Annotated in this window: 13 protein-coding genes and 1 tRNA gene; all 14 read right to left on the bottom strand. The window is 55.8% G+C overall.

Annotated elements, in window-relative coordinates; translation table 11 throughout:
• Positions 1–74 precede the first annotated feature (74 nt).
• Positions 75–2,741: a TonB-dependent receptor gene (locus tag J8E65_RS03780; protein WP_210374087.1), complete on the bottom strand. Its 2,667-nt coding sequence runs from the start codon at positions 2,739–2,741 to the stop codon at positions 75–77.
• Positions 2,742–2,810: 69 nt separating this feature from the next.
• Positions 2,811–4,379, bottom strand: coding sequence for an AMP-binding protein (locus tag J8E65_RS03775; protein ID WP_210374086.1), 1,569 nt, complete (start codon positions 4,377–4,379; stop codon positions 2,811–2,813).
• 98 nt (positions 4,380–4,477) lie between these two features.
• On the bottom strand, positions 4,478–5,314 hold the full coding sequence (locus J8E65_RS03770; RefSeq protein ID WP_210374085.1) for an SDR family oxidoreductase: 837 nt from the start codon (positions 5,312–5,314) through the stop codon (positions 4,478–4,480).
• A 6-nt stretch (positions 5,315–5,320) separates the two neighbouring features.
• On the bottom strand, positions 5,321–7,417 hold the full coding sequence (locus J8E65_RS03765; protein WP_210374084.1) for a thioredoxin domain-containing protein: 2,097 nt from the start codon (positions 7,415–7,417) through the stop codon (positions 5,321–5,323).
• A gap of 136 nt (positions 7,418–7,553) precedes the next feature.
• The gene (gene rpoC / locus J8E65_RS03760; RefSeq protein WP_210374900.1) at positions 7,554–11,837 is read right to left on the bottom strand and encodes a DNA-directed RNA polymerase subunit beta'; all 4,284 of its coding nucleotides are present in this window, start codon (positions 11,835–11,837) and stop codon (positions 7,554–7,556) included.
• Positions 11,838–11,881: 44 nt separating this feature from the next.
• Entirely contained in the window at positions 11,882–15,718 is a 3,837-nt protein-coding gene (rpoB, locus tag J8E65_RS03755; protein WP_210374083.1) for a DNA-directed RNA polymerase subunit beta, read from the bottom strand.
• Between the two features lie 238 nt (positions 15,719–15,956).
• Positions 15,957–16,340: a 50S ribosomal protein L7/L12 gene (rplL, locus tag J8E65_RS03750; protein WP_210374082.1), complete on the bottom strand. Its 384-nt coding sequence runs from the start codon at positions 16,338–16,340 to the stop codon at positions 15,957–15,959.
• A gap of 67 nt (positions 16,341–16,407) precedes the next feature.
• A complete protein-coding gene (gene rplJ, locus J8E65_RS03745) occupies positions 16,408–16,938 on the bottom strand; it encodes a 50S ribosomal protein L10 (RefSeq protein ID WP_210374081.1) in 531 nt (176 codons plus the stop codon).
• 29 nt (positions 16,939–16,967) lie between these two features.
• Positions 16,968–17,675, bottom strand: a complete 708-nt coding sequence (gene rplA / locus J8E65_RS03740) for a 50S ribosomal protein L1 (protein ID WP_210374080.1) — start codon at positions 17,673–17,675, stop codon at positions 16,968–16,970.
• A 64-nt stretch (positions 17,676–17,739) separates the two neighbouring features.
• Positions 17,740–18,180, bottom strand: a complete 441-nt coding sequence (gene rplK, locus J8E65_RS03735) for a 50S ribosomal protein L11 (RefSeq protein WP_210374079.1) — start codon at positions 18,178–18,180, stop codon at positions 17,740–17,742.
• Positions 18,181–18,317: 137 nt separating this feature from the next.
• Positions 18,318–18,878: a transcription termination/antitermination protein NusG gene (gene nusG, locus J8E65_RS03730; protein ID WP_210374078.1), complete on the bottom strand. Its 561-nt coding sequence runs from the start codon at positions 18,876–18,878 to the stop codon at positions 18,318–18,320.
• A gap of 23 nt (positions 18,879–18,901) precedes the next feature.
• On the bottom strand, positions 18,902–19,090 hold the full coding sequence (gene secE / locus J8E65_RS03725) for a preprotein translocase subunit SecE (protein WP_210374077.1): 189 nt from the start codon (positions 19,088–19,090) through the stop codon (positions 18,902–18,904).
• A 72-nt stretch (positions 19,091–19,162) separates the two neighbouring features.
• Positions 19,163–19,235: transfer RNA gene (locus tag J8E65_RS03720), tRNA-Trp, on the bottom strand.
• A 44-nt stretch (positions 19,236–19,279) separates the two neighbouring features.
• Positions 19,280–19,356 (bottom strand): EF-Tu C-terminal domain-related protein (locus J8E65_RS03715; RefSeq protein ID WP_210374899.1); only part of this gene is annotated, 77 nt, incomplete at its 5' end.

Genomic DNA, 19,356 nt, shown 5'->3' with positions numbered 1-19,356 from the left:
TTGGAAGATTTTAGGGTTTCTTTCAGTAAAAGCCGGGTTGCCGGCCTTAAAAGGGCCGGCAACCCGATCGTGGCTTAGCGCACCGAATACGTCAAGCGTGTTGTCACCAAGCGTCCCATTTTTGGCGCTCCGATGTACTCGCGGTGACGATTGTTCAGCACGTTCTGGGCCAACACATCAATGCGCAGGCCGGGAATTAAGCGGCGTAGGTCATAGCCCAGCCCTAAATCAAGCAAGAAGTAGCTGTCGATGGTACCCGTAAAAATCCCCGAGCGCACCTCAAATCCATCGACGTACCGTCCGGACAGGCTAATAGAAAAGCCAGACGGATCTCTGTATTCTGCGCCACCCCCGGCTTTGTAACGCGGCGCGTTCATCGCAATCTCGCGGCCCGTCCCGGGCTCACCAAGCTCTTCATCATCAAAGAAGTTGTCGCTTATCCAGGAGAAATTCGCGAACGCTGCCCAGCGCGGGTTGGGTGTCCATTGCAAAGCCACATCCGCCCCATAGTAGTCTACGTTGCCAAAATTCACGTAGGAAAGCAGCAGTTCGGGCTTGCGATTGGGGTCAAAGTTTTCCGTCGGCTCAATGAGTCCAACGGGGTTGCTGGCCAAACGCGAAGCTGCCTGCTGATAGATGCCAGCCAGCGTCTGTCGGTTAAGTCCGTAGGGAGCCAGCTCTTCATCGGTAAAAGCCTGCGCCACTGCCGTGGCCAAATCGCTGGCTACTCCAGGAGCCACAACTAGGGGTGTAAACGGCTGCAGCTCGCTGATAAAGTTTTTCTTCTGGGTATAGTACACGTCAATGGTAACAAGCAGCTGGTCGGCAAACAGGCCCTTATAGCCCAGTTCATAAGCATTGGTGATGGTTTGTTTTGCAGCAGGCACGTTTTCTAGGCTCGTCAGAACTTGACCAGCTGGGCTTACCATCAAACCATTCGAAAAGCCTTGAATTTGGCTGGCTTTGCTTTGTAGGAAGGCGATGAACGACCCGGGGAACACGCCCTGCGCTGCCAGTCCAGCAGTAACGGCCTGGTAGGCAACACCTAACGGAATCCCCACCCCTGGCCAAGCGCGAATGCCCGGAATGAAGCTGGACGTTTGCGGCTGGGTGGGGAAGGTCCATCCATCAACAGCCCCAACGCCTCGGATGCCGAACGGTCCGCGGTCTTCGATAAACAGGTCTAAAAAGAGGTTTACGCCCGGTGGCGTAGTAAATGCCCGGTTGTAGGTCGTACGGAAGCTATGGGTAGGAGAAGGCTTAAAGACCAAAGCCACACGTGGCGAAAACTGCAATTTTTCGATCACGTCGTCGTAGTCTAAGCGTCCGGCAAGCACCACGTCGAGCGGTTCCACCAGGCGCGTTTCCGACTGCACGTAGGCCCCGATCTCGTTTGTTTCATCACGTCCCTCAAAGCGACCATGAATGGTCCCTCCAGTGCGCGGTACGGTGCGGCGATAGTCGGCGCCCACAATAAAGCTTTGGCGATCTTCCAGCAGGCCAAAGCTGTACTGCGCCTGAGCAGCCATCAGGTAGGAGTCTTCAACCACACGAACCGGTGTACGCACAAAATGCGTATTGCCGGCATCATTGAGCGTGTAGAACACTTGCCCGAAAAAATCGCCCGCTTGCAGTCGAAGCTGCGCATAGTAGTTGGCAAAATTATCTACGGCGTTTTCTCCGGTATTGGCCAGCACCATCTGCTTGATCGATGCGTAGCCCCCACTGGCCGTCAGGATGGTCTGCGGCCCCCAGCGGTACTGTAGTGTACTATAAACGTAGCCTTGCCAGGTCTCATAATCACGCCCACCCCATTGCGGATGGATCGCATCCAGCATTTGGCGATCGTGGGGATCGTTGGGGTTCATATGCCAGTCTTCACCACGGCTATAGTACCCCACCACCTTGTAGCCCAAACGGTTGTTGACTATACCAGCATGACGCAGGGCTCCTTGCAAGATGGAACGCTCTCCACCGCCAAGCATCACGGTTGTACCAGGATACGTCAGTGGATCTTTGGTAATAAAGTGGATAACCCCCTGCTCTACCCCAGCCCCGTAAAGCGCGGAATTCGGGCCACGAACAACCTCAATGCGGGCCAGGTCGATGGGTGCAATAGGCATTGACGAAAACTCGTTGATGGCCAAGCTAGGCGTGGTGGCCTGGCGGTAGTCTACCAAGGTATAGGTTTTGGCCACAAAAACAGTATTGAACCCACGTAGCGAAACTTGAAAGCGGTTAAGGCTCGACTGAGAAACGTCAACCCCCGGCGTGTAGCGCAACGTTGCAGCCGTAGCATGCGTGGCGGTTTGCTCTAAGGCCCGTGCGTCAATCACCGAAATTGAAGCAGGCGACTCCAGCGCTTTTTCCTGACGCCGGGAAGCAGTCACCACCACGGGGTTTAATCCCAGTTCAGTGGGCATTAGCGCAATGTCTATAGTAGTGGCAGTACCCGCGCTCAGGGTAAGCGACCTTTGCGCGTCTTCGTAGCCCACAAAACGAACTACCAGCTGGTAAGCACCCCCAGGGAGGTTTTCCAATCGATAGACGCCGTTGATGTCGGTAGCTGCCCCGCGAAATGCTGTCGTTTCTCCAGCACGGAACAGCAGGACATTTGCCCCAGGCAATGGATCGCCCGTTACAGCGTCGGTAATGCGACCAGAAAGCACCGCGCTGGGCTGCGCTACGGCAACCCTAGCGCTTCCGGCCAGCAAGGCCAAGCTTAGCAGCACGTGTTTCATAGGAGTATGCCGTAGTAGGTTAACAGTGTTCATCTCAATACCAACCCTTGCTTTTGAGGCTAAAGCAGATCAGGCCGAACCTCGCTCACGTGCAATGAGCTCTCGACGCAAGATTTTGCCTGAAAGGGTCTTGGGAATCTGCTCGACAAACGCTATGCGCCGAATTTTTTTATACGGTGCCACGCGCGCTGCAACATAAGCCATCAATTCTTCGGCTGAAGCTTGCATGCCGGGCTTAAGCACCACAAAAGCCTTTGGAACTTCTCCGGCCTCTTCGTCGGGACTTGGGATGACAGCTACATCCGCAACGGCCGGGTGCCCCTGCAGTATTTCTTCTAGCTCGGCCGGCGCCACCTGATAGCCTTTGTACTTGATCAGCTCTTTAACGCGATCGACAATGTACACATACCCTTCGGCATCCACACGAGCCACGTCACCTGTGTGCAACCAACCTTCTTCATCGAGCACGTCACGTGTAGCCTGTGGATTTTTCCAGTACCCTTTCATCACCTGCGGCCCACGGATCCACAATTCCCCCGCTTCTTGCTCAGGCACATCTTCTCGGGTGGCTACATCGACAATGCGAAACTCCGTGTTGGGCACGGCCACGCCCACGGAGGTCAGCTTAATGGCATAACCTCGGGGAGTAAAATGCGTGACCGGACTGGTTTCGGTCAGCCCATAGCCTTGCCGCACCACAACGCCAAGCCGATCGGCACATTGCCGAGCTACAGGCTCAGGTAGCGGGGCTGCACCTGAGTTGACGTAGCGTAGCTTAGAGAGGTTGTAGCGATCGACCAAAGGATGCTTTGCCAACGCCAGAATAATCGGCGGCACCAAGAAAGCTGTCGTAATGGCATGCCGTTCGAGCAACGTTAAAAATTGCTCTAAGTCAAAGCGGGGCATGGTGACCACGGTCGTGCCTGCATAAAGCGCCATGCTTAAAATGACGGTCATGCCATAGATGTGATAAAATGGTAAAATGCCAATAAGCACTTCGTCCGGCGCAAACTGCTCGGCAGCCAACGTCTGCACCACATTGGCCACTAAGTTCGCATGGGTTAGCATGACGCCCTTTGGCCGGCCGGTTGTGCCACTTGAATAGGGTAAGGCCACAAGATCGGTGGAGGGATCAATTGTCACGACGTAGGGCTCAGCTTCCGACTGAAGCACCTCGGCCAAAGGCGTAGCCCCTTCCCCCTGCCCAATAACCATCACTTCTTGCACACCCGTGCGCGCGGCAGCGGCCTGTGCCGTTGCTAACAAGGGTGGCACAGTAACCAGCAAGCGGGCGCCCGAGTCGGCCAGCTGATAGGCTAGCTCGTCGACGGTGTATAAGGGATTTACCGTCGTCGTTATGCCACCAGCCAGCGCCACCCCATAAAAAACGACAGCATATTCTGGTAAGTTGGGGCTGTAGAGGGCCAATACATCGCCTTTGCGAAAGCCTCGTGCTGCCAGACCGGCGGCAAATGCATGGGCTTGTCGATAAAGCTGCCCGTAGGTGAGGCTGCGCCCCGTAGGCCCATCGATCAAAGCGGGCTTATCGGCATAGCGCAATACCTGCTGAAAGACCAGTTCTGGTAGTGAGCACGCCGGAATCGTTACTTCTGGGAATGGGCTACGGTAAATCCGCATAACTGCCCCAAAAAAGCGATTCCTTTACACAGGTTTCACCATAAAATAAACACTTGTTCAGCTTCATGCAAACCTATTCAGACCCTCCTGGCGACGATTTACACAAAAAGATCAGATGCCAGCTCTACCGAAGGGTCTACCGCATAGTGCGTAAAATCGGTCACCCCGATCTGGCGGAGCACCTCTTCGTCGATGAAGAACTGTCCGGTGCACTGGCGACTGGGCTGGGTGAGCACGGCGTGTGCAGCATCGGCCACAATTTCCGGCTTACGGGAGCGGCGGACCATTGCTTCGCCGCCGAGTAGGTTCTGCACCGCTGCGGTAGCAATCGTAGTGCGCGGCCAGAGGGCATTGACAGCTACGCTGTCTTTTCGAAACTCTTCGGCCAGTCCCAGCACACACAGCGACATGCCGTACTTTGAAAGCGTATAGGCCAGGTGTGGAGCCAACCAGTGCGGATCCAGCTTCAGCGGCGGAGAAAGTACCAGGATATGTGGATTTGCTGCCTTCATCAGATGCGGTAGGCAGGCCTGAGCGCAGGCAAATGTCGCCCGAACGTTCACTTGGTGCATGAGGTCAAAACGCTTCATCGGCGTTTCCAACGTGCCCGCTAGGTAAATTGCGCTGGCATTACAGACCAGGATATCGATGCCGCCAAAGTGCTCGACAGCCTGGGCCACGGCATGTTGAATTTGGTCCTCAAAGCGGACGTCAACGGCAAGGGGCAAAGCTTCACCTCCAGCAGCGCGTACGGCTTCGGCCGCTGTGTAGATGGTGCCAGGCAGCTTCGGATGGGGCTCGGTGGTTTTGGCAGCAATAACAATGCGGGCACCGTCACGTGCGGCACGCAACGCAATGGCTTGGCCAATGCCGCGCGAGGCTCCTGTAATGAAGAGCACTTTGCCTTTCAGCGAACCGTTGCGTATCCACGCCATAATGTTCTAAGCAACTACGGCCAGTTGATCAAGCTGCTGAGCCAAAGCCTCGGGCGTTGTCACAGGTTCGGCGCATTGGTAATCATAGCACAGATAAGCCGTTGGACGGCCGTTGCGCGCCGTTTGGGTCGCCACAAACGGCGCAAGCCGAGCTAAGCGTTCTCCAGCCTCACCAGGTCGTTTAAGCAGCATGACCTTGCGGGGTAAATAGCGCCGCTGCACCTCGCACTGCATTGCCTGAAGCTGTGGATCTTCTGGTGCGCCGACCAGCACCAGTGCATAGGTTGGCCCAAAGTACAAATCAATGCCGAGCAGCATGCCGGTAAAGATTGGGGGCTGCTGCTTTACTGGGCCGGAAAAGAAGCGAATCAGCGCTTCGGCCCGCTCGGCATAGTCTGTGCGGCCGGTCATGTGGAAAAGGCGCACCAGGTTCATCAATGCAACAGCGTTGCCTGAAGGCAAAGCATTGTCAAAGGCTTCGCGCGGTCGCACAATGAGCGGCTCGCTGTCTTCGGCCGTAAAGTAGAACGCGCCTCGTTCATCCCAGAAGTAGGTAAGCATGAGATCTGTCAGGGCGAGCGCTTTTTCAAGGTAGGCCTCATTGAACGTAGCCTCATAAAGTTCCAGCAACCCCCAAGTCAGATAGGCATAGTCGTCTAAGAAACCCTGAATGCGAGCTTCGCCCTCGCGGTAGCAGTGCAGCAACCGCCCTTCGGAGGTAAATAGGGCGCGTTCCATAAAGGCCATCGCTTGCTGCGCCGCTTGGGCATAAACCGGTTCGCCACTTATTTGCGCAGCCCGTGCCAAGGCAGCAATCATCAGTCCATTCCAGTCGGTCAAGATTTTCTCATCTCGGCCTGGTCGCACGCGCTGCGCGCGGTAAAGGAACAAACGTTGCCGGGCCTGTTCCAGCTTTGCGGCGAGCGCTTCCGGCGTTAGCCCATGGGCAGCCGCCAATGCTTCTGGTGAGCGCTCCCAGTGCAAGATGTTCTTTCCTGTCCGTTCCCCTGTAGCTTCATCTTCATAGTTGCCTTCAGGCTGCACGTTATAGGCCTCGAGCACAAGCGCAGCTAAGTCTGGATCTTCAATAGCTTCGCGGATTTCCTCGACGGTCCAGGTGTAGAATCGACCTTCGAGGCCCTCGCTATCGGCATCTTCAGAAGCATAAAAAGCACCTTCTGGAGCGCGGAGGTCACGCAGGACATAGGCGAGCACTTCGCGGGCCGTTTGCAGGTACAAGGGCTTGCCCGTGGCTTGATAGGCTTCGAGGTAGGCCAGTGTCAGGAGCGCCTGGTCATAAAGCATCTTTTCAAAATGGGGCAGCACCCAGCGCTCGTCGATGGCATAGCGGTGAAAGCCAAAACCTACCTGGTCGTAGATGCCCCCCTGGCGCATTTGTGTGAGCGTGTGCTCGACCATCGCTAAGGCATGTGGCTCACGGCTGCGATGCCAGTAGCGCAGCAGAAACAGGAGTGTGTGGGCTGTAGGAAATTTAGGAGCATGGCTAAAGCCGCCATAGCGCGCGTCGTACAGATCAACCAGCCGCCGATAGGCAATTTCCAACCATTCCGCATCGATCACCTGTCCAGGCGCCTCGAAGGTCATCACTTTTTCCAGTCGCCCCGTGAGGCGCTTGGCAGAGGCCAGAATTTCCTCCCGATGGTGCTTCCAGGCTTCCTGAATGCGCGGAATAAGCTCTAGCAATCCAGGGCGACCGTAGCGTCCCTTTTTGGGGATATACGTGGCTGCAAAGAAGGGCTCTTTATCGGGCGTCAGGATCACGGTAAGCGGCCAGCCGCCATGGCCCGTGACCATCTGGCAGACCGTCATGTAAAGCTGGTCGATATCTGGCCGCTCTTCCCGATCCACCTTGACGTTAATAAACGCTTCGTTGAGCAGTCGGGCTACTTCGGGATCTTCGAACGACTCGTGCGCCATCACATGGCACCAATGGCAGGCAGCATAACCGATAGAAAGGAACACCGGTTTATCTTCGGCACGGGCTTTTGCGAAAGCTTCCTCGCACCAAGGCCACCAGTCCACGGGATTATCTTTGTGCTGCAGTAGGTAGGGGCTTTTGGCAAATTGCAACCGGTTAGCCATCGCTGCTAAGGCATTACGTTGGATGGATGATACGCATAAGCCCAAAGCGACGGTTTGTGCCCTGCTGCTTTGAAAAAAAGCAGCCCTGATGACCTAAGGCCACCAGGGCTGCTTGGGGGAATCAAGCCGTGTAGGCTCAGGGGGCTTCGACCGATTCGGTGGCGCCGTTGCCAGCTACGGTCTCGCTGACTGCGGCCTGCAGCGCTTCGAGTTCCTTGCGCGACCCCACCACCAGGTGCTGGAAGCGACGCTGACCGGTACCGGCCGGAATGAGATGGCCCACGATGACGTTCTCTTTCAGGCCATAGAGGTAGTCGGTCTTAGCCGCAACGGCTGCGTCGGTGAGCACTTTCGTGGTTTCTTGGAAAGAGGCAGCAGAGATAAACGATTCGGTCGAGAGCGCTGCCTGCGTAATCCCCAGCAGGATTGGTTCGGTCACCGCGGGTTGGGCTTCCCGCACCTCAACAGGCCGCAGGTCGCGCCGCTTCATCTCAGAGTTCAGTTCCCGCAGGCGTCGCCGGTCGATGATGTCGCCTGCTTTGAGGCCCGAGTCGCCAGGATCGACCACAACAAAACGGTCGTAGAGTTTTTCGTTGAGCTCCTCGAGCGTGACGCGGTCGATCAGGTCCCCTTCGAGCAGGTTTGTATCGCCTGGATCGGTGACGCGCACCTTTTGCATCATTTGGCGCACAATCACCTCAATGTGCTTGTCGTTGATCGACACGCCTTGCAGGCGATAGACTTCCTGGATCTCATTGACCAGGTATTCCTGCACCTTACGTGGACCTAGGATACGCAGAATGTCCTGCGGGGCGACTTGTCCATCGGAGAGCTGCTGACCCGCTTGCACGTAGTCACCAGGATGAACCAGGATGTACTTGCTGAGCGGGATCAAGTAGCTCCGCGACTCGGTGCCATCCGGGCTGGTAACAATCACTTCTTGGGCGCCGCGCTTACGGGCACCGTATTCTACATAACCTTCGATTTCCGACACGATGGCAGGATCCGAAGGTGTGCGTGCCTCGAACAGCTCGATGACGCGCGGCAAACCGCCTGTAATGTCACGGGTCTTGACGGTCTGGCGTGGCAGCTTAGCCAAAACCTGACCTGGCTGCACGGTGTCGCCTTCATCTACTTGGATGCGGGAACGCACCGGTAAGGCATACTCGCGAAGCGTCCCGTCAGGCAGCTCAATCAGGATTGCTGGCGTCAGCGAGCGGTCACGGCTTTCAATGATCACTTTTTCACGGTAGCCGGTCTGCTCGTCGGCTTCCTCGCGATACGTGACGCCTTCGACGATGTCTTGGTAGCGGACCGTGCCGCCGACTTCTGTCAGAATGACGCTATTGTAGGGGTCCCACGTGACCAGCACTTGGCCTTTTTCAACCAAGTCACCTTCCTGCACCACAAGCTCTGCGCCATAGGGCACATTGGCACGCCAGAGTTCCCGTCCTTCTTCTTGTGGGTCGAGAATCTTGATCATGCCCTGGCGCGAAAGCACCACTTCTTTGGGGCCTTCCTCTGCTTCATAGGTCACCACCCGCAGGTTCTCAAAGGCGACGCGGCCAGCAAACTTGGCATTGAGGGTGCTTTCCGCCTCGATGCGTGCAGCCGTACCGCCAACGTGGAAGGTTCGCAGTGTAAGCTGCGTGCCTGGCTCACCGATCGACTGGGCTGCCACTACGCCCACGGCTTCGCCGACCTCTACGAGGCGTCCTGTAGCCAGGTTGCGGCCGTAGCACAACGCGCACACGCCACGCCGCGCCTCACAGGTCAGCACCGAACGAATCTCAACCTCTTCGATTGAGGTTTCGGCAATGCGTTGCGCCTTTTCTTCGTCGATGAGCTCATTGGCTGCCACGATCAGCTCACCCGTGAGCGGATCATAGACGTCGTAAAGCGACACGCGCCCCAGAATACGATCGGCCAGCGGCTCAACAATCTCTTCGTTGTCCTTAAGCGCTCCGATTTTGATGCCACGCAGCGTGCCGCAGTCGTACATGGTTACGGTCACGTCCTGCGCCACATCTACCAGACGGCGTGTTAGGTACCCTGCGTCGGCCGTCTTAAGCGCCGTATCGGCCAAACCCTTACGGGCACCGTGCGTCGAAATGAAATATTCGAGCACGGAGAGCCCTTCTTTGAAGTTAGAGATGATTGGGTTCTCGATAATTTCGCCCGCCGAGCCAACCATGCTTTTTTGGGGCTTAGCCATCAAGCCACGCATGCCACCGAGCTGCCGGATCTGCTCCTTTGAACCACGCGCGCCAGAGTCAGCCATCATGAAGATGGCGTTGAAGCCTTCCTGGTCGTTTTTCAGCGTCTCAAAAAGAATCTCCGACAGCCGGTTGTTCGTGCGCGTCCAGATGTCGATGACCTGGTTATAGCGCTCGTTATCGGTAATGACGCCCATTTCATAGTTCTGGCGCGCCCGAGCCACAGCCTGCTCTGCCTCAGCAATCAAGGTCTTTTTCGCTTCCGGGATGATGATGTCTTCAAGCGAGAACGTCAAGCCTGCTTTTGTGGCCTGTTCAAAGCCCAGATTTTTGATGTCGTCCAGGAAGCGGGCAGCGCGTGGATAACCCGTGGCCTTCAGCACGCGCGCAATAATCGTACGCAGGTTCTTTTTGGTGAGCACTTCGTTGATGAAGCCCACTTCGTCGGGCACCACTTCGTTAAAGAGCACGCGCCCAACCGTCGTGTCGATCATCTGCCCATCTTTCAGGCGCACTTTAATGCGCGCATGCAGACCTACCACGCCTTGGTCGTAGGCCTGCCGCACCTCTTCGGTGCTGGCAAAGCGCATCCCCTCGCCTTTGTCGCCCGTTTTCGCCTTGGTCATGTAATAGAGCCCCAGCACCATGTCCTGCGTAGGCACCGCAATAGGCTCGCCATTGGCTGGGCTGAGAATGTTATGGCTGGAAAGCATCAGAATCATGCTTTCCAAGCAGGCTTCGTGCGACAGGGGCACATGCACGGCCATCTGGTCGCCGTCGAAGTCGGCGTTAAAGGCCGTGCAAACCAGGGGATGCAGCTGAATTGCCTTTGCCTCCGTCAGCACCGGTTGGAAAGCCTGAATGCCCAAGCGGTGCAGCGTAGGTGCACGGTTGAGCAATACGGGACGCCCTTGAATAACCTTTTCTAGGATGTCCCATACATCGTCGGTGCGGCGGTCCACTACGCGCTTGGCGCTTTTGACCGTACGCACAATGCCCCGTTCGATCAGCTTGCGAATAATGAAGGGCTTAAAGAGCTCAACGGCCATTTCTTTGGGCAGGCCGCACTGATGCAACTCAAGTTCAGGGCCCACCACAATGACCGAGCGACCCGAGTAGTCGACCCGCTTACCCAGCAGGTTCTGGCGGAAGCGCCCCTGCTTACCTTTAAGCATGTCCGACAGCGACTTGAGCGCCCGGTTCGAGTCGCTGCGCACGGCATTGGCTTTGCGCGAGTTGTCAAACAGCGAGTCGACCGCCTCCTGCAGCATACGCTTTTCATTGCGCAGGATGACCTCAGGAGCGCGAATATCGATCAGCCGCTTAAGGCGATTATTCCGAATGATCACGCGCCGGTAGAGGTCGTTTAGGTCGCTGGTAGCAAAGCGCCCCCCTTCGAGCGGCACCAGCGGTCGCAGCTCAGGAGGAATAACGGGAATGACCCGCATCACCATCCATTCGGGCCGGTTTTCCAGCTTTCGGTTAGCCTCGCGAAAGGCCTCGACCACTTGCAACCGCTTGAGCGCCTCTTCTTTACGCTGCTGACTTGTTTCGGTCTTGATTTGGAAACGCAGCTCCTTGGAAAGCTCGTCCAAGTCGAGCCGCTTGAGCATCAACTCAATTGCTTCACCACCAATTTTGGCAATAAACTTTTCAGGATTGTCGTCGTCGAGGCGATTGTTGTCTTCCCGAATCTGGTAGAGGAGTTCGTAGTACTCCTCTTCGGTGAGCAGCTGGTTTTTCTCAACACCCAGCTTTTCGGCGCATCCTGGCTGAATGACAATGTAGTTTTCGTAGTAGATAACCTTTTCCAGGTCTTTGGACTTCAGCCCAAGCAGGTTGCCGATCTTGTTCGGAACGGTCTTGAAGTACCAGATGTGCACTACAGGGACAGCCAGCGTGATGTGGCCCATCCGCTCGCGGCGCACTTTCTTTTCGGTGACTTCTACGCCGCAGCGGTCGCACACGATACCCCGGTAGCGGATGCGCTTATACTTGCCGCAATGGCATTCGTAGTCTTTGACCGGTCCGAAGATTTTTTCGCAAAACAGCCCGTCTTTCTCTGGCTTAAACGACCGGTAGTTGATCGTTTCGGGCTTGAGCACCTCGCCGTAGGAACGCTCGAGGATGCTTTCTGGAGAAGCCAGGCTAAGCGTGATGCTGTTGAAGTCACGCTTGATCTTTAGCGTCTTCCCTTGAAGCATAGCGTGCATCGAAGGTTTAAATCCTGTGCAGGCGACGGTCAGCTTTAGTCGAGCCGCACCTCTAGGCCCAAGCCCTGCAGCTCCCGAACCAAAACGTTGAAGCTTTCTGGGATGCCAGGCTCGGGCATGTTTTCCCCTTTGACGATGGCTTCGTAGGCCTTTGAGCGGCCCTGCACATCGTCCGACTTGTAGGTCAGCATTTCCTGGAGCGTATGGGCGGCGCCATAGGCGTAGAGGGCCCATACTTCCATTTCGCCCAGGCGCTGACCGCCAAAGTGTGCCTTTCCTCCCAACGGCTGTTGGGTAATGAGGCTGTAGGGTCCAATGGAGCGGGCGTGGATCTTGTCTTCAACCAGGTGGCTCAGCTTCATCATGTAGATGTACCCCACGGTCGTCTTCTGATCCAGCGGCTCACCCGTGCGGCCATCGTAGAGCTGCACCCGCCCATCTTCCGGTAGCCCAGCCTCACGCAGCAACGCCTTGATCTCTTCAAGCGAAGCTCCGTCAAACACCGGCGAAGCGAACTTGCGGCCCAAGATCTTCCCTGCCCAACCCAGCAGCGTTTCATAAATCTGCCCCAGGTTCATTCGCGACGGAACGCCCAGCGGGTTCAGCACAATGTCAACTGGCGTACCGTCTTCCAGGAAAGGCATGTCTTCGACCGGAACGATCTTAGCAACAACCCCTTTGTTGCCGTGCCGACCGGCCATTTTATCGCCCACCTGGATTTTGCGCTTGCGCGCAATGTAGACCTTCGCCAGCTGCACGACACCAGGTGGCAGCTCATCCCCCATTTGCAGCTGGTGCTTAAGCCGCTTCGCCTCGCCTGTAATGCGCCGGTGCATTTCCTCGTAGTTGCGCAGCAGCTTTTGCAGCTTGCGGTTGATCGTTTCGTCCGGCGTAAACGGCAACGAGGGATTTAAGCTTAAGGGGGAAATCTTTTCAAAAGCTTCGCGTCTAAAAGGTAAGCCCTCGGCTAAAATCAGGTTGCCTTCGCGTGTCTCTACGCCAACCGAGCGCTGGCCCTCGACCAGGTGGAAGAACTTCTCCCAGAACTTCCGGTCCAGCTCTGCCAGTTGGCGCTGCAGGTTTTCCTCAATCTCGTTGAGGCGCTGCTGCTCCCGCTTTTTCGAGGCTGCGTCCAGCTTACGCCGGCTAAAGAGCTTGGTATCAATAACGACGCCCTTCATGCCTGGCGGCGCCTTCAGCGAGGCATCCTTGACATCACCCGCTTTATCCCCGAAAATCGCCCGCAGCAGTTTTTCCTCAGGGGTAGGTTCGGTCTCCCCTTTAGGGGTTACCTTACCTACCAGAATATCGCCGGCCTTCACCTCGGCCCCCACGCGGATGATGCCCCGCTCGTCTAGGTCTTTGGTGGCTTCTTCAGAGACGTTGGGGATCTCCCGCGTCAGCTCTTCTTGACCGCGCTTGGTATCCCGCACCTGGCACTCAAACTCTTCGATATGGATCGAAGTGAAGACGTCTTCCGCCACCAGGCGCTCGGAAATCACGATGGCGTCTTCGAAGTTATAGCCGCGCCAAGGCATAAAGGCGACCAGCACGTTTTTGCCAAGGGCCAGCTCGCCTTTTTCGGTAGAAAAGCCATCGTTTAGGACCGTGCCCTTTTCCACGCGCTGGCCGACTTTGACAATCGGCCGCATGTTGATGCACGTGTCCTGATTGGTGCGGCGGAATTTGATGAGCCGGTATTCCTTGACAGGTGCTTCAAAGCTCACCTCAGCATCTTCGGGGTCCTGGTCGTAGCGAATCACAATGCGTTCCGCATCGACGTACTCAACCACACCTGGACCTTCAGCCACCAGCACGGCTCGGGAGTCCCGCGCAATGCGCGCCTCCATGCCTGTCCCGACAATCGGTGCTTCAGGTCGCAAGAGGGGTACGGCCTGGCGTTGCATGTTTGAGCCCATGAGGGCACGGTTGGCATCGTCATGCTCCAGGAACGGAATCAAGCTCGCCGAAGGCGAGACAATCTGGTTAGGCGCCACGTCCATGTACTGGATCTGCTCCGGCCGCATGAGCGGGAAGTCTCCCCGGTAGCGACATTTGACGAACTCGTTGAGAAAGTTGCCTTCCTCGTCGATGGGCGCGTTGGCCTGTGCAATGACCGCATTGTCTTCTTCCTCGGCCGTCAGATAGACGATCTCGTTGGTTACCTTGCCGTTGCGCACGACCCGGTAGGGCGTTTCGATAAAGCCAAACTCATTAATGCGGGCGTGCACCGTTAGCGAAGAGATCAACCCGATGTTCGGCCCTTCGGGCGTTTCGATGGGGCACAGGCGACCATAGTGCGTGTAATGCACGTCGCGTACTTCAAAGCCCGCCCGCTCGCGCGTTAGACCGCCCGGACCTAGCGCCGATACCCGCCGCTTGTGCGTCAGCTCAGCCAACGGGTTGGTTTGGTCCATGAATTGGCTAAGCTGGTTGGTGCCAAAGAATGTGTTGATCACACTGGCAATGGTCCGGGCATTGACCAAATCTTGGGGCGTAAAACTTTCCGCATCCCGCAAATTCATCCGCTCTTTGATCGTACGCGCCATACGGGCCAAGCCCAGGGAGAACTGCGCCGCAAGCTGTTCGCCGACGGTACGGACACGGCGGTTGCCCAGGTGATCGATATCATCCAAGGTGCTTTGGCCATTCTGCAGCAGGATAAGCTCGCGAATAATGGCCACGATGTCCTCTTTGGTCAGTGTGAGGACATCCATGGGCACATCGATACGCAACCGCTTGTTGAGCCGGTAGCGGCCCACAGCACCCAGGTCATAGCGTTTTTCGTTGAAAAACAACCGATCGAGCAATGCACGGGCGCTTTCAAGATCAGGAGCCTCAGTACCCCGGAGCTGGAAATACAGGTACTCCAAGGCTTCCGTTTCTGAGTGCGTCGGATCCCGACGGAGGGTATTGAGCAGCGTGCTTTTATTAAGCGCTTCTTCAATATCTTCTTGCTTCAGCAAAAAGATACGGGTAATCCCCGCTTCCTGCAGCCGTTCAAAATCCGCTTCTTCCAACTCGTGGTCGGCTGGAAAGAGCACTTCGCGCTCGCGCTTTTCTTCAACTACCTCGCCCGTATCTTCATCGACAATTTCGATGATGCGCTCCAGCGTAATGGACGAAGCCAGCTTGCGGCCTACGTGCTGCCTAAAGGCCTCTTTGCTTGATACGTCCACCTCATCGGCCAGCTCAAAAAGCCGAATGATCTCTTCGTCTGAAGAAAAGCCCAGTGCGCGCAGCAGCGTAGTGACCGGAAGCTTTTTCTTCCGGTCGATATAGGCCCACATGACGTTGGCCACATCGGTGGAAAATTCGATCCACGAGCCGCGCAGCGGAATGACACGGGCTGAGTAAAGTTCGGTCCCATTGGGATGAATGCTCTGGCCAAAGAAGACCCCCGGACTCCGGTGGAGCTGCGAGACAATGACGCGCTCGGCACCATTCACGATAAACGTGCCGCGCTCGGTCATATAGGGCAGGTTGCCCAAATAGACCTCCTGCTCGATCGCCTCGTTCGCTTCCTCTTCGTCCTCGTCTTCCAGGATTGACAGTCGCAGCTTGGCCTTCAGCGGTACCGAATAGGTCAGCCCCTGGGCCAAACACTCTTCAACCGAATGCTTAGGGGTGTCGAGCGTATAGTATAAAAACTCCAGAATGTAACGCTCGCGGCTGTCGGTTATGGGAAAGTGCTCCTTAAAGACCGCCTGCAAGCCGATGTCTTCCCGCTCTTCAGGAGGGACGTCGTCTTGCACAAACTCCTTAAACGACTTAAGCTGGATTTCCAGCAGGTCAGGGTAGTCCAAAACTGTCTGCGTGCGGGCAAACGAAATCCGTTCGTTCGTGCCCACCTGGCCGTTACGCTCAGACATAAGCGCGTGTAACTTCAATGGTTGAGTGACGCGTTGCCGTGATCACGAAAGCCGAATGGCTTGTGCAGCTAACCGTTGTAGAGGTGGGTTGATGCATGCTAACGCAGGAGCACACACAGGGTTTCTTTTAAGGAAGGTATAAGCAGGGTAAGCCGACCCCGCCATTGCGGATGTCGGCTTACCACTCCGTCGTGTGCGCTAAAGATACAAAATGCAAAGATCAACAGCAGGTTCCCGATCACTTAATTTCCACTTCAGCTCCGGCTTCCTGCAGCTTTGCCTTAATCTGCTCTGCTTCTTCTTTGCTAACCCCCTCCTTAACTGGCTTGGGTGCACTATCGACCAGATCTTTGGCTTCTTTTAGGCCAAGACCCGTAATGGCGCGCACCTCTTTAATCACCGCAATCTTGTTGGCACCGGCCGACTTAAGAATGACGTCAAACGCGGTTTTTTCCTCTACGGCTGCGGCCCCATCTCCTCCAGCCGGTGCAGCAGCAGCCACGGCCACTGCAGCAGCTGCTGGCTTGATGCCGTATTCTTCTTCCAGAATTTTGGCCAATTCGTTGGCCTCTTTGATGGTCAGGTTAACCAGTTGTTCTGCGAGTGCTTTCAGGTCTGCCATGGTTCCTCCGAGGTTTCCTGCAGCGGTCTTCGCCTCTATAGGCTGCGCTGCTGATTAAGGATGGTTATTATGCTTCCGCTTTTTCTGCAATGGCTTTTACCAAGGCGGCCAGTTGCTGGCCTGGGCCTTGAAGCGCACCGACCACATTACGGGCAGGCGAGAGCACCAGCCCGATAATGTCGGCAATCAACTCATCTTTCGACTTAAGTGAAGCCAGCGTTTCCAGCGCGTCGGCCCCATAGACTGCGCCATCGATAAAGGCACCCTTTAGCCGCGGTAGCTCAACCCCTTCTTCCGCCAAAAATTTCTTCAGCACGCGCGCTGGGGCTGCTGGCTCGTGGCTAAACGCAACGGCTGTTGGCCCATTCAGGAGCGGCAAAAGCGCCTCATACCCCCCCCGCTGCTCCATTGCAATGCGCAACAGCGTGTTTTTAACCACCTTAAATTCCACCCCCTCCTCACGAAAGCGGCGCCGCAGTTTCGAAAGCTGCGCCACATTCAACCCGCTATAATAGGTCAAGTAAATGGCTGGCGTTGCAGCCAGCTTTTCGCTGAGCTCTTCCAGAACAGCCGCTTTTTGTGCTTTTGTCAGTGGCATGGCTTTTCAAGCTCCAGATCTAAATTCGCTTAGCGCAGCGTATGCACCACACTACGATCTACAGGCACTGCTGGCCCCATCGTGGTCGAGAGCGTGATCGAGCGCACATAGGTGCCTTTGACACTGGGTGGTCGCAGGCGCAACACTTCGCGCAAAAACGCCTCGGCATTCTCGCGAATCTGCTGGCTCGAGAACGAAGCCTTGCCAATAGATACGTGGAGATTCCCAGTCTTGTCAACGCGGAAATCGATGCGTCCTGCCTTAACCTGTCGTACAGCTTCAGCCACGTCTTCGGTTACCGTACCGCTCTTTGGATTGGGCATCAGTCCACGTGGACCCAAGATGCGCCCCAGGCGACCAATCTTACTCATCACCTGAGGTGTGGCAATCACAACATCAAACTCCAGCCAGCCATTTTGAATCTGCTCGATGTACTGGTCAAGTCCCACGTAATCGGCGCCTGCAGCTTCCGCTTCTTTCCAACGACCCTCATCGGCCAATACCAATACGCGCACTTGTTTCCCCGTACCATGGGGTAAAGCCACAGTGCCACGCACCATCTGGTCGGCATGCCGAGGGTCAACCCCCAGCCGCACGTCCATATCAACCGATTCGTTAAACTTAGCCAGGGCCGTTTTTTTAACCAGTTCTGCAGCTTCTTCCAGCGTAAAAGGCCCACCCCCTGCTTGCTGCACAATTTCAAGGGCCTTTAGATATCGTTTTCCACGCTTAGGCATAGCCTCTTAGGAGGTTTAGCGGTAGTGTCGCCTGCAGGTGCAGGCTCCCGCAACGGGTGCATTTTTATAGGTGTTCTGGTTTACCTTCGACCACGATGCCCATCGAACGGGCTGTTCCTGCAATCATCGATGCAGCTTTTTCAAGGTCGTAGGCATTCAGGTCGGCCATCTTCTGGCGTGCAATCGCCAAGCAGTCCTCCCACGTTACCTTCCCCACCTTCTGACGCAAGGGATCCGCAGCGCCCTTTTCAATTTTAGCTACTTGTTTCAACAACTCAGCTGCTGGGGGGCTTTTAACCACAAAGGTGAAGGACTTATCGGTATATACCGTAATGACCACAGGCAGCACCACCCCCATGCGATCTTGGGTAGCAGCGTTAAACTGCTTACAAAACTCCATGATGTTCACACCCGCTTGGCCCAAGGCTGGACCAATGGGGGGTGCTGGGGTCGCTTGTCCCCCCTTAATCTGCAATTTGATCTGTTTTTCGACCTTCTTCGCCATGGTTCCTCCTTGCGGTCCAATCGCCTGATGAAGCAGGCTCCCGCTTGACCCATACCGTCGTTACGGAAGTCGCTTCTATTTTATGGCATTGGGAAGGTTTCGCAGAATGCACGAACGCGTCTGTTTTTCACAAAAGGCTACGCTTCGCGTTCTACCTGCAGGTAGTCGACTTCCAGAGGCGTCTTGCGCCCAAAAATCGACACCATGACCTTAAGCTTGAGCTTGTCGGGATAGACTTCTTCAACCACGCCTGTGAAATTGTTAAATGGCCCCTCGATGATACGCACGGGGTCACCTGGCTTAAAGGGAATTTCGGGCTGTTCTCCCAGCTCCCGCGCTTCGTCCACCTTACCTAAAATGCGCCGCACTTCCTCTGGCCGTAATGGCGTTGGCTGATTGCCCGCGCCCAAAAATCCCACCACCGAGGGCATATTGGAAATCAGCATTTGCAACTCTTGGTCAAGCGCGGCTTCAATGAGAACGTAACCTGGGAAAAAGGTTTTTTCCCGCGTGCGTTTTTTCCCTCCCCGAAGCTCAAAGACAGTTTCGGTAGGAATCAGAATTTCGCCTACCCGATCCTTTAGGCCCAAGCGTTCAATTTCTCGCTCCAGGTACTGTTTAACTTTCTTTTCGTGCCCAGAAAACGTGCGCAGCACATACCACTTGCGCACCCTGTCTTGATGTTTCTCTTCCGCCATAGCTCTTGTTGCGTGCGCTGCGCCTATAGGGAATAGATGAATTCTAGCACTGTAGCAATCAACCGATCGGCCAAGAAAATGAACAAGGCCACCAGCACAGAAGCAATAAGCGTCAAGACGGTATTGTTCACCAGTTCCTGACGCGTAGGCCAGTTGACCTTTTGCATTTCCCGACCCACTTCTTGCAGGTATGCACGAATTTTAGCCATCATAAAACGCGGCCTGCTGGCTTGCACTGGACAAACGAGAAGGGCGAACGCCGCGTTCGCCCTTCATTTCTGTAGCACGGGCGGCAGGACTCGAACCTGCAGCCTGCGGTTTTGGAGACCGCTGCTCTGCCAATTGAGCTACGCCCGTGCGTTCCCCCGGGCACTTTAAGATCCCAGGATTAACCCAGGGTTTTAGTCTAGGATTTTGGTGACGACGCCTGCGCCGACAGTACGCCCACCTTCACGAATCGCAAAACGCAAACCCTCCT

The organism is Rhodothermus bifroesti, from assembly GCF_017908595.1.
In the GTDB taxonomy this organism is placed as follows: Bacteria; Bacteroidota; Rhodothermia; order Rhodothermales; family Rhodothermaceae; genus Rhodothermus; species Rhodothermus bifroesti.
The sequence above is the reverse complement of the archived record's forward strand: the minus strand, read 5'-3'. Positions and strand labels throughout refer to the sequence as shown.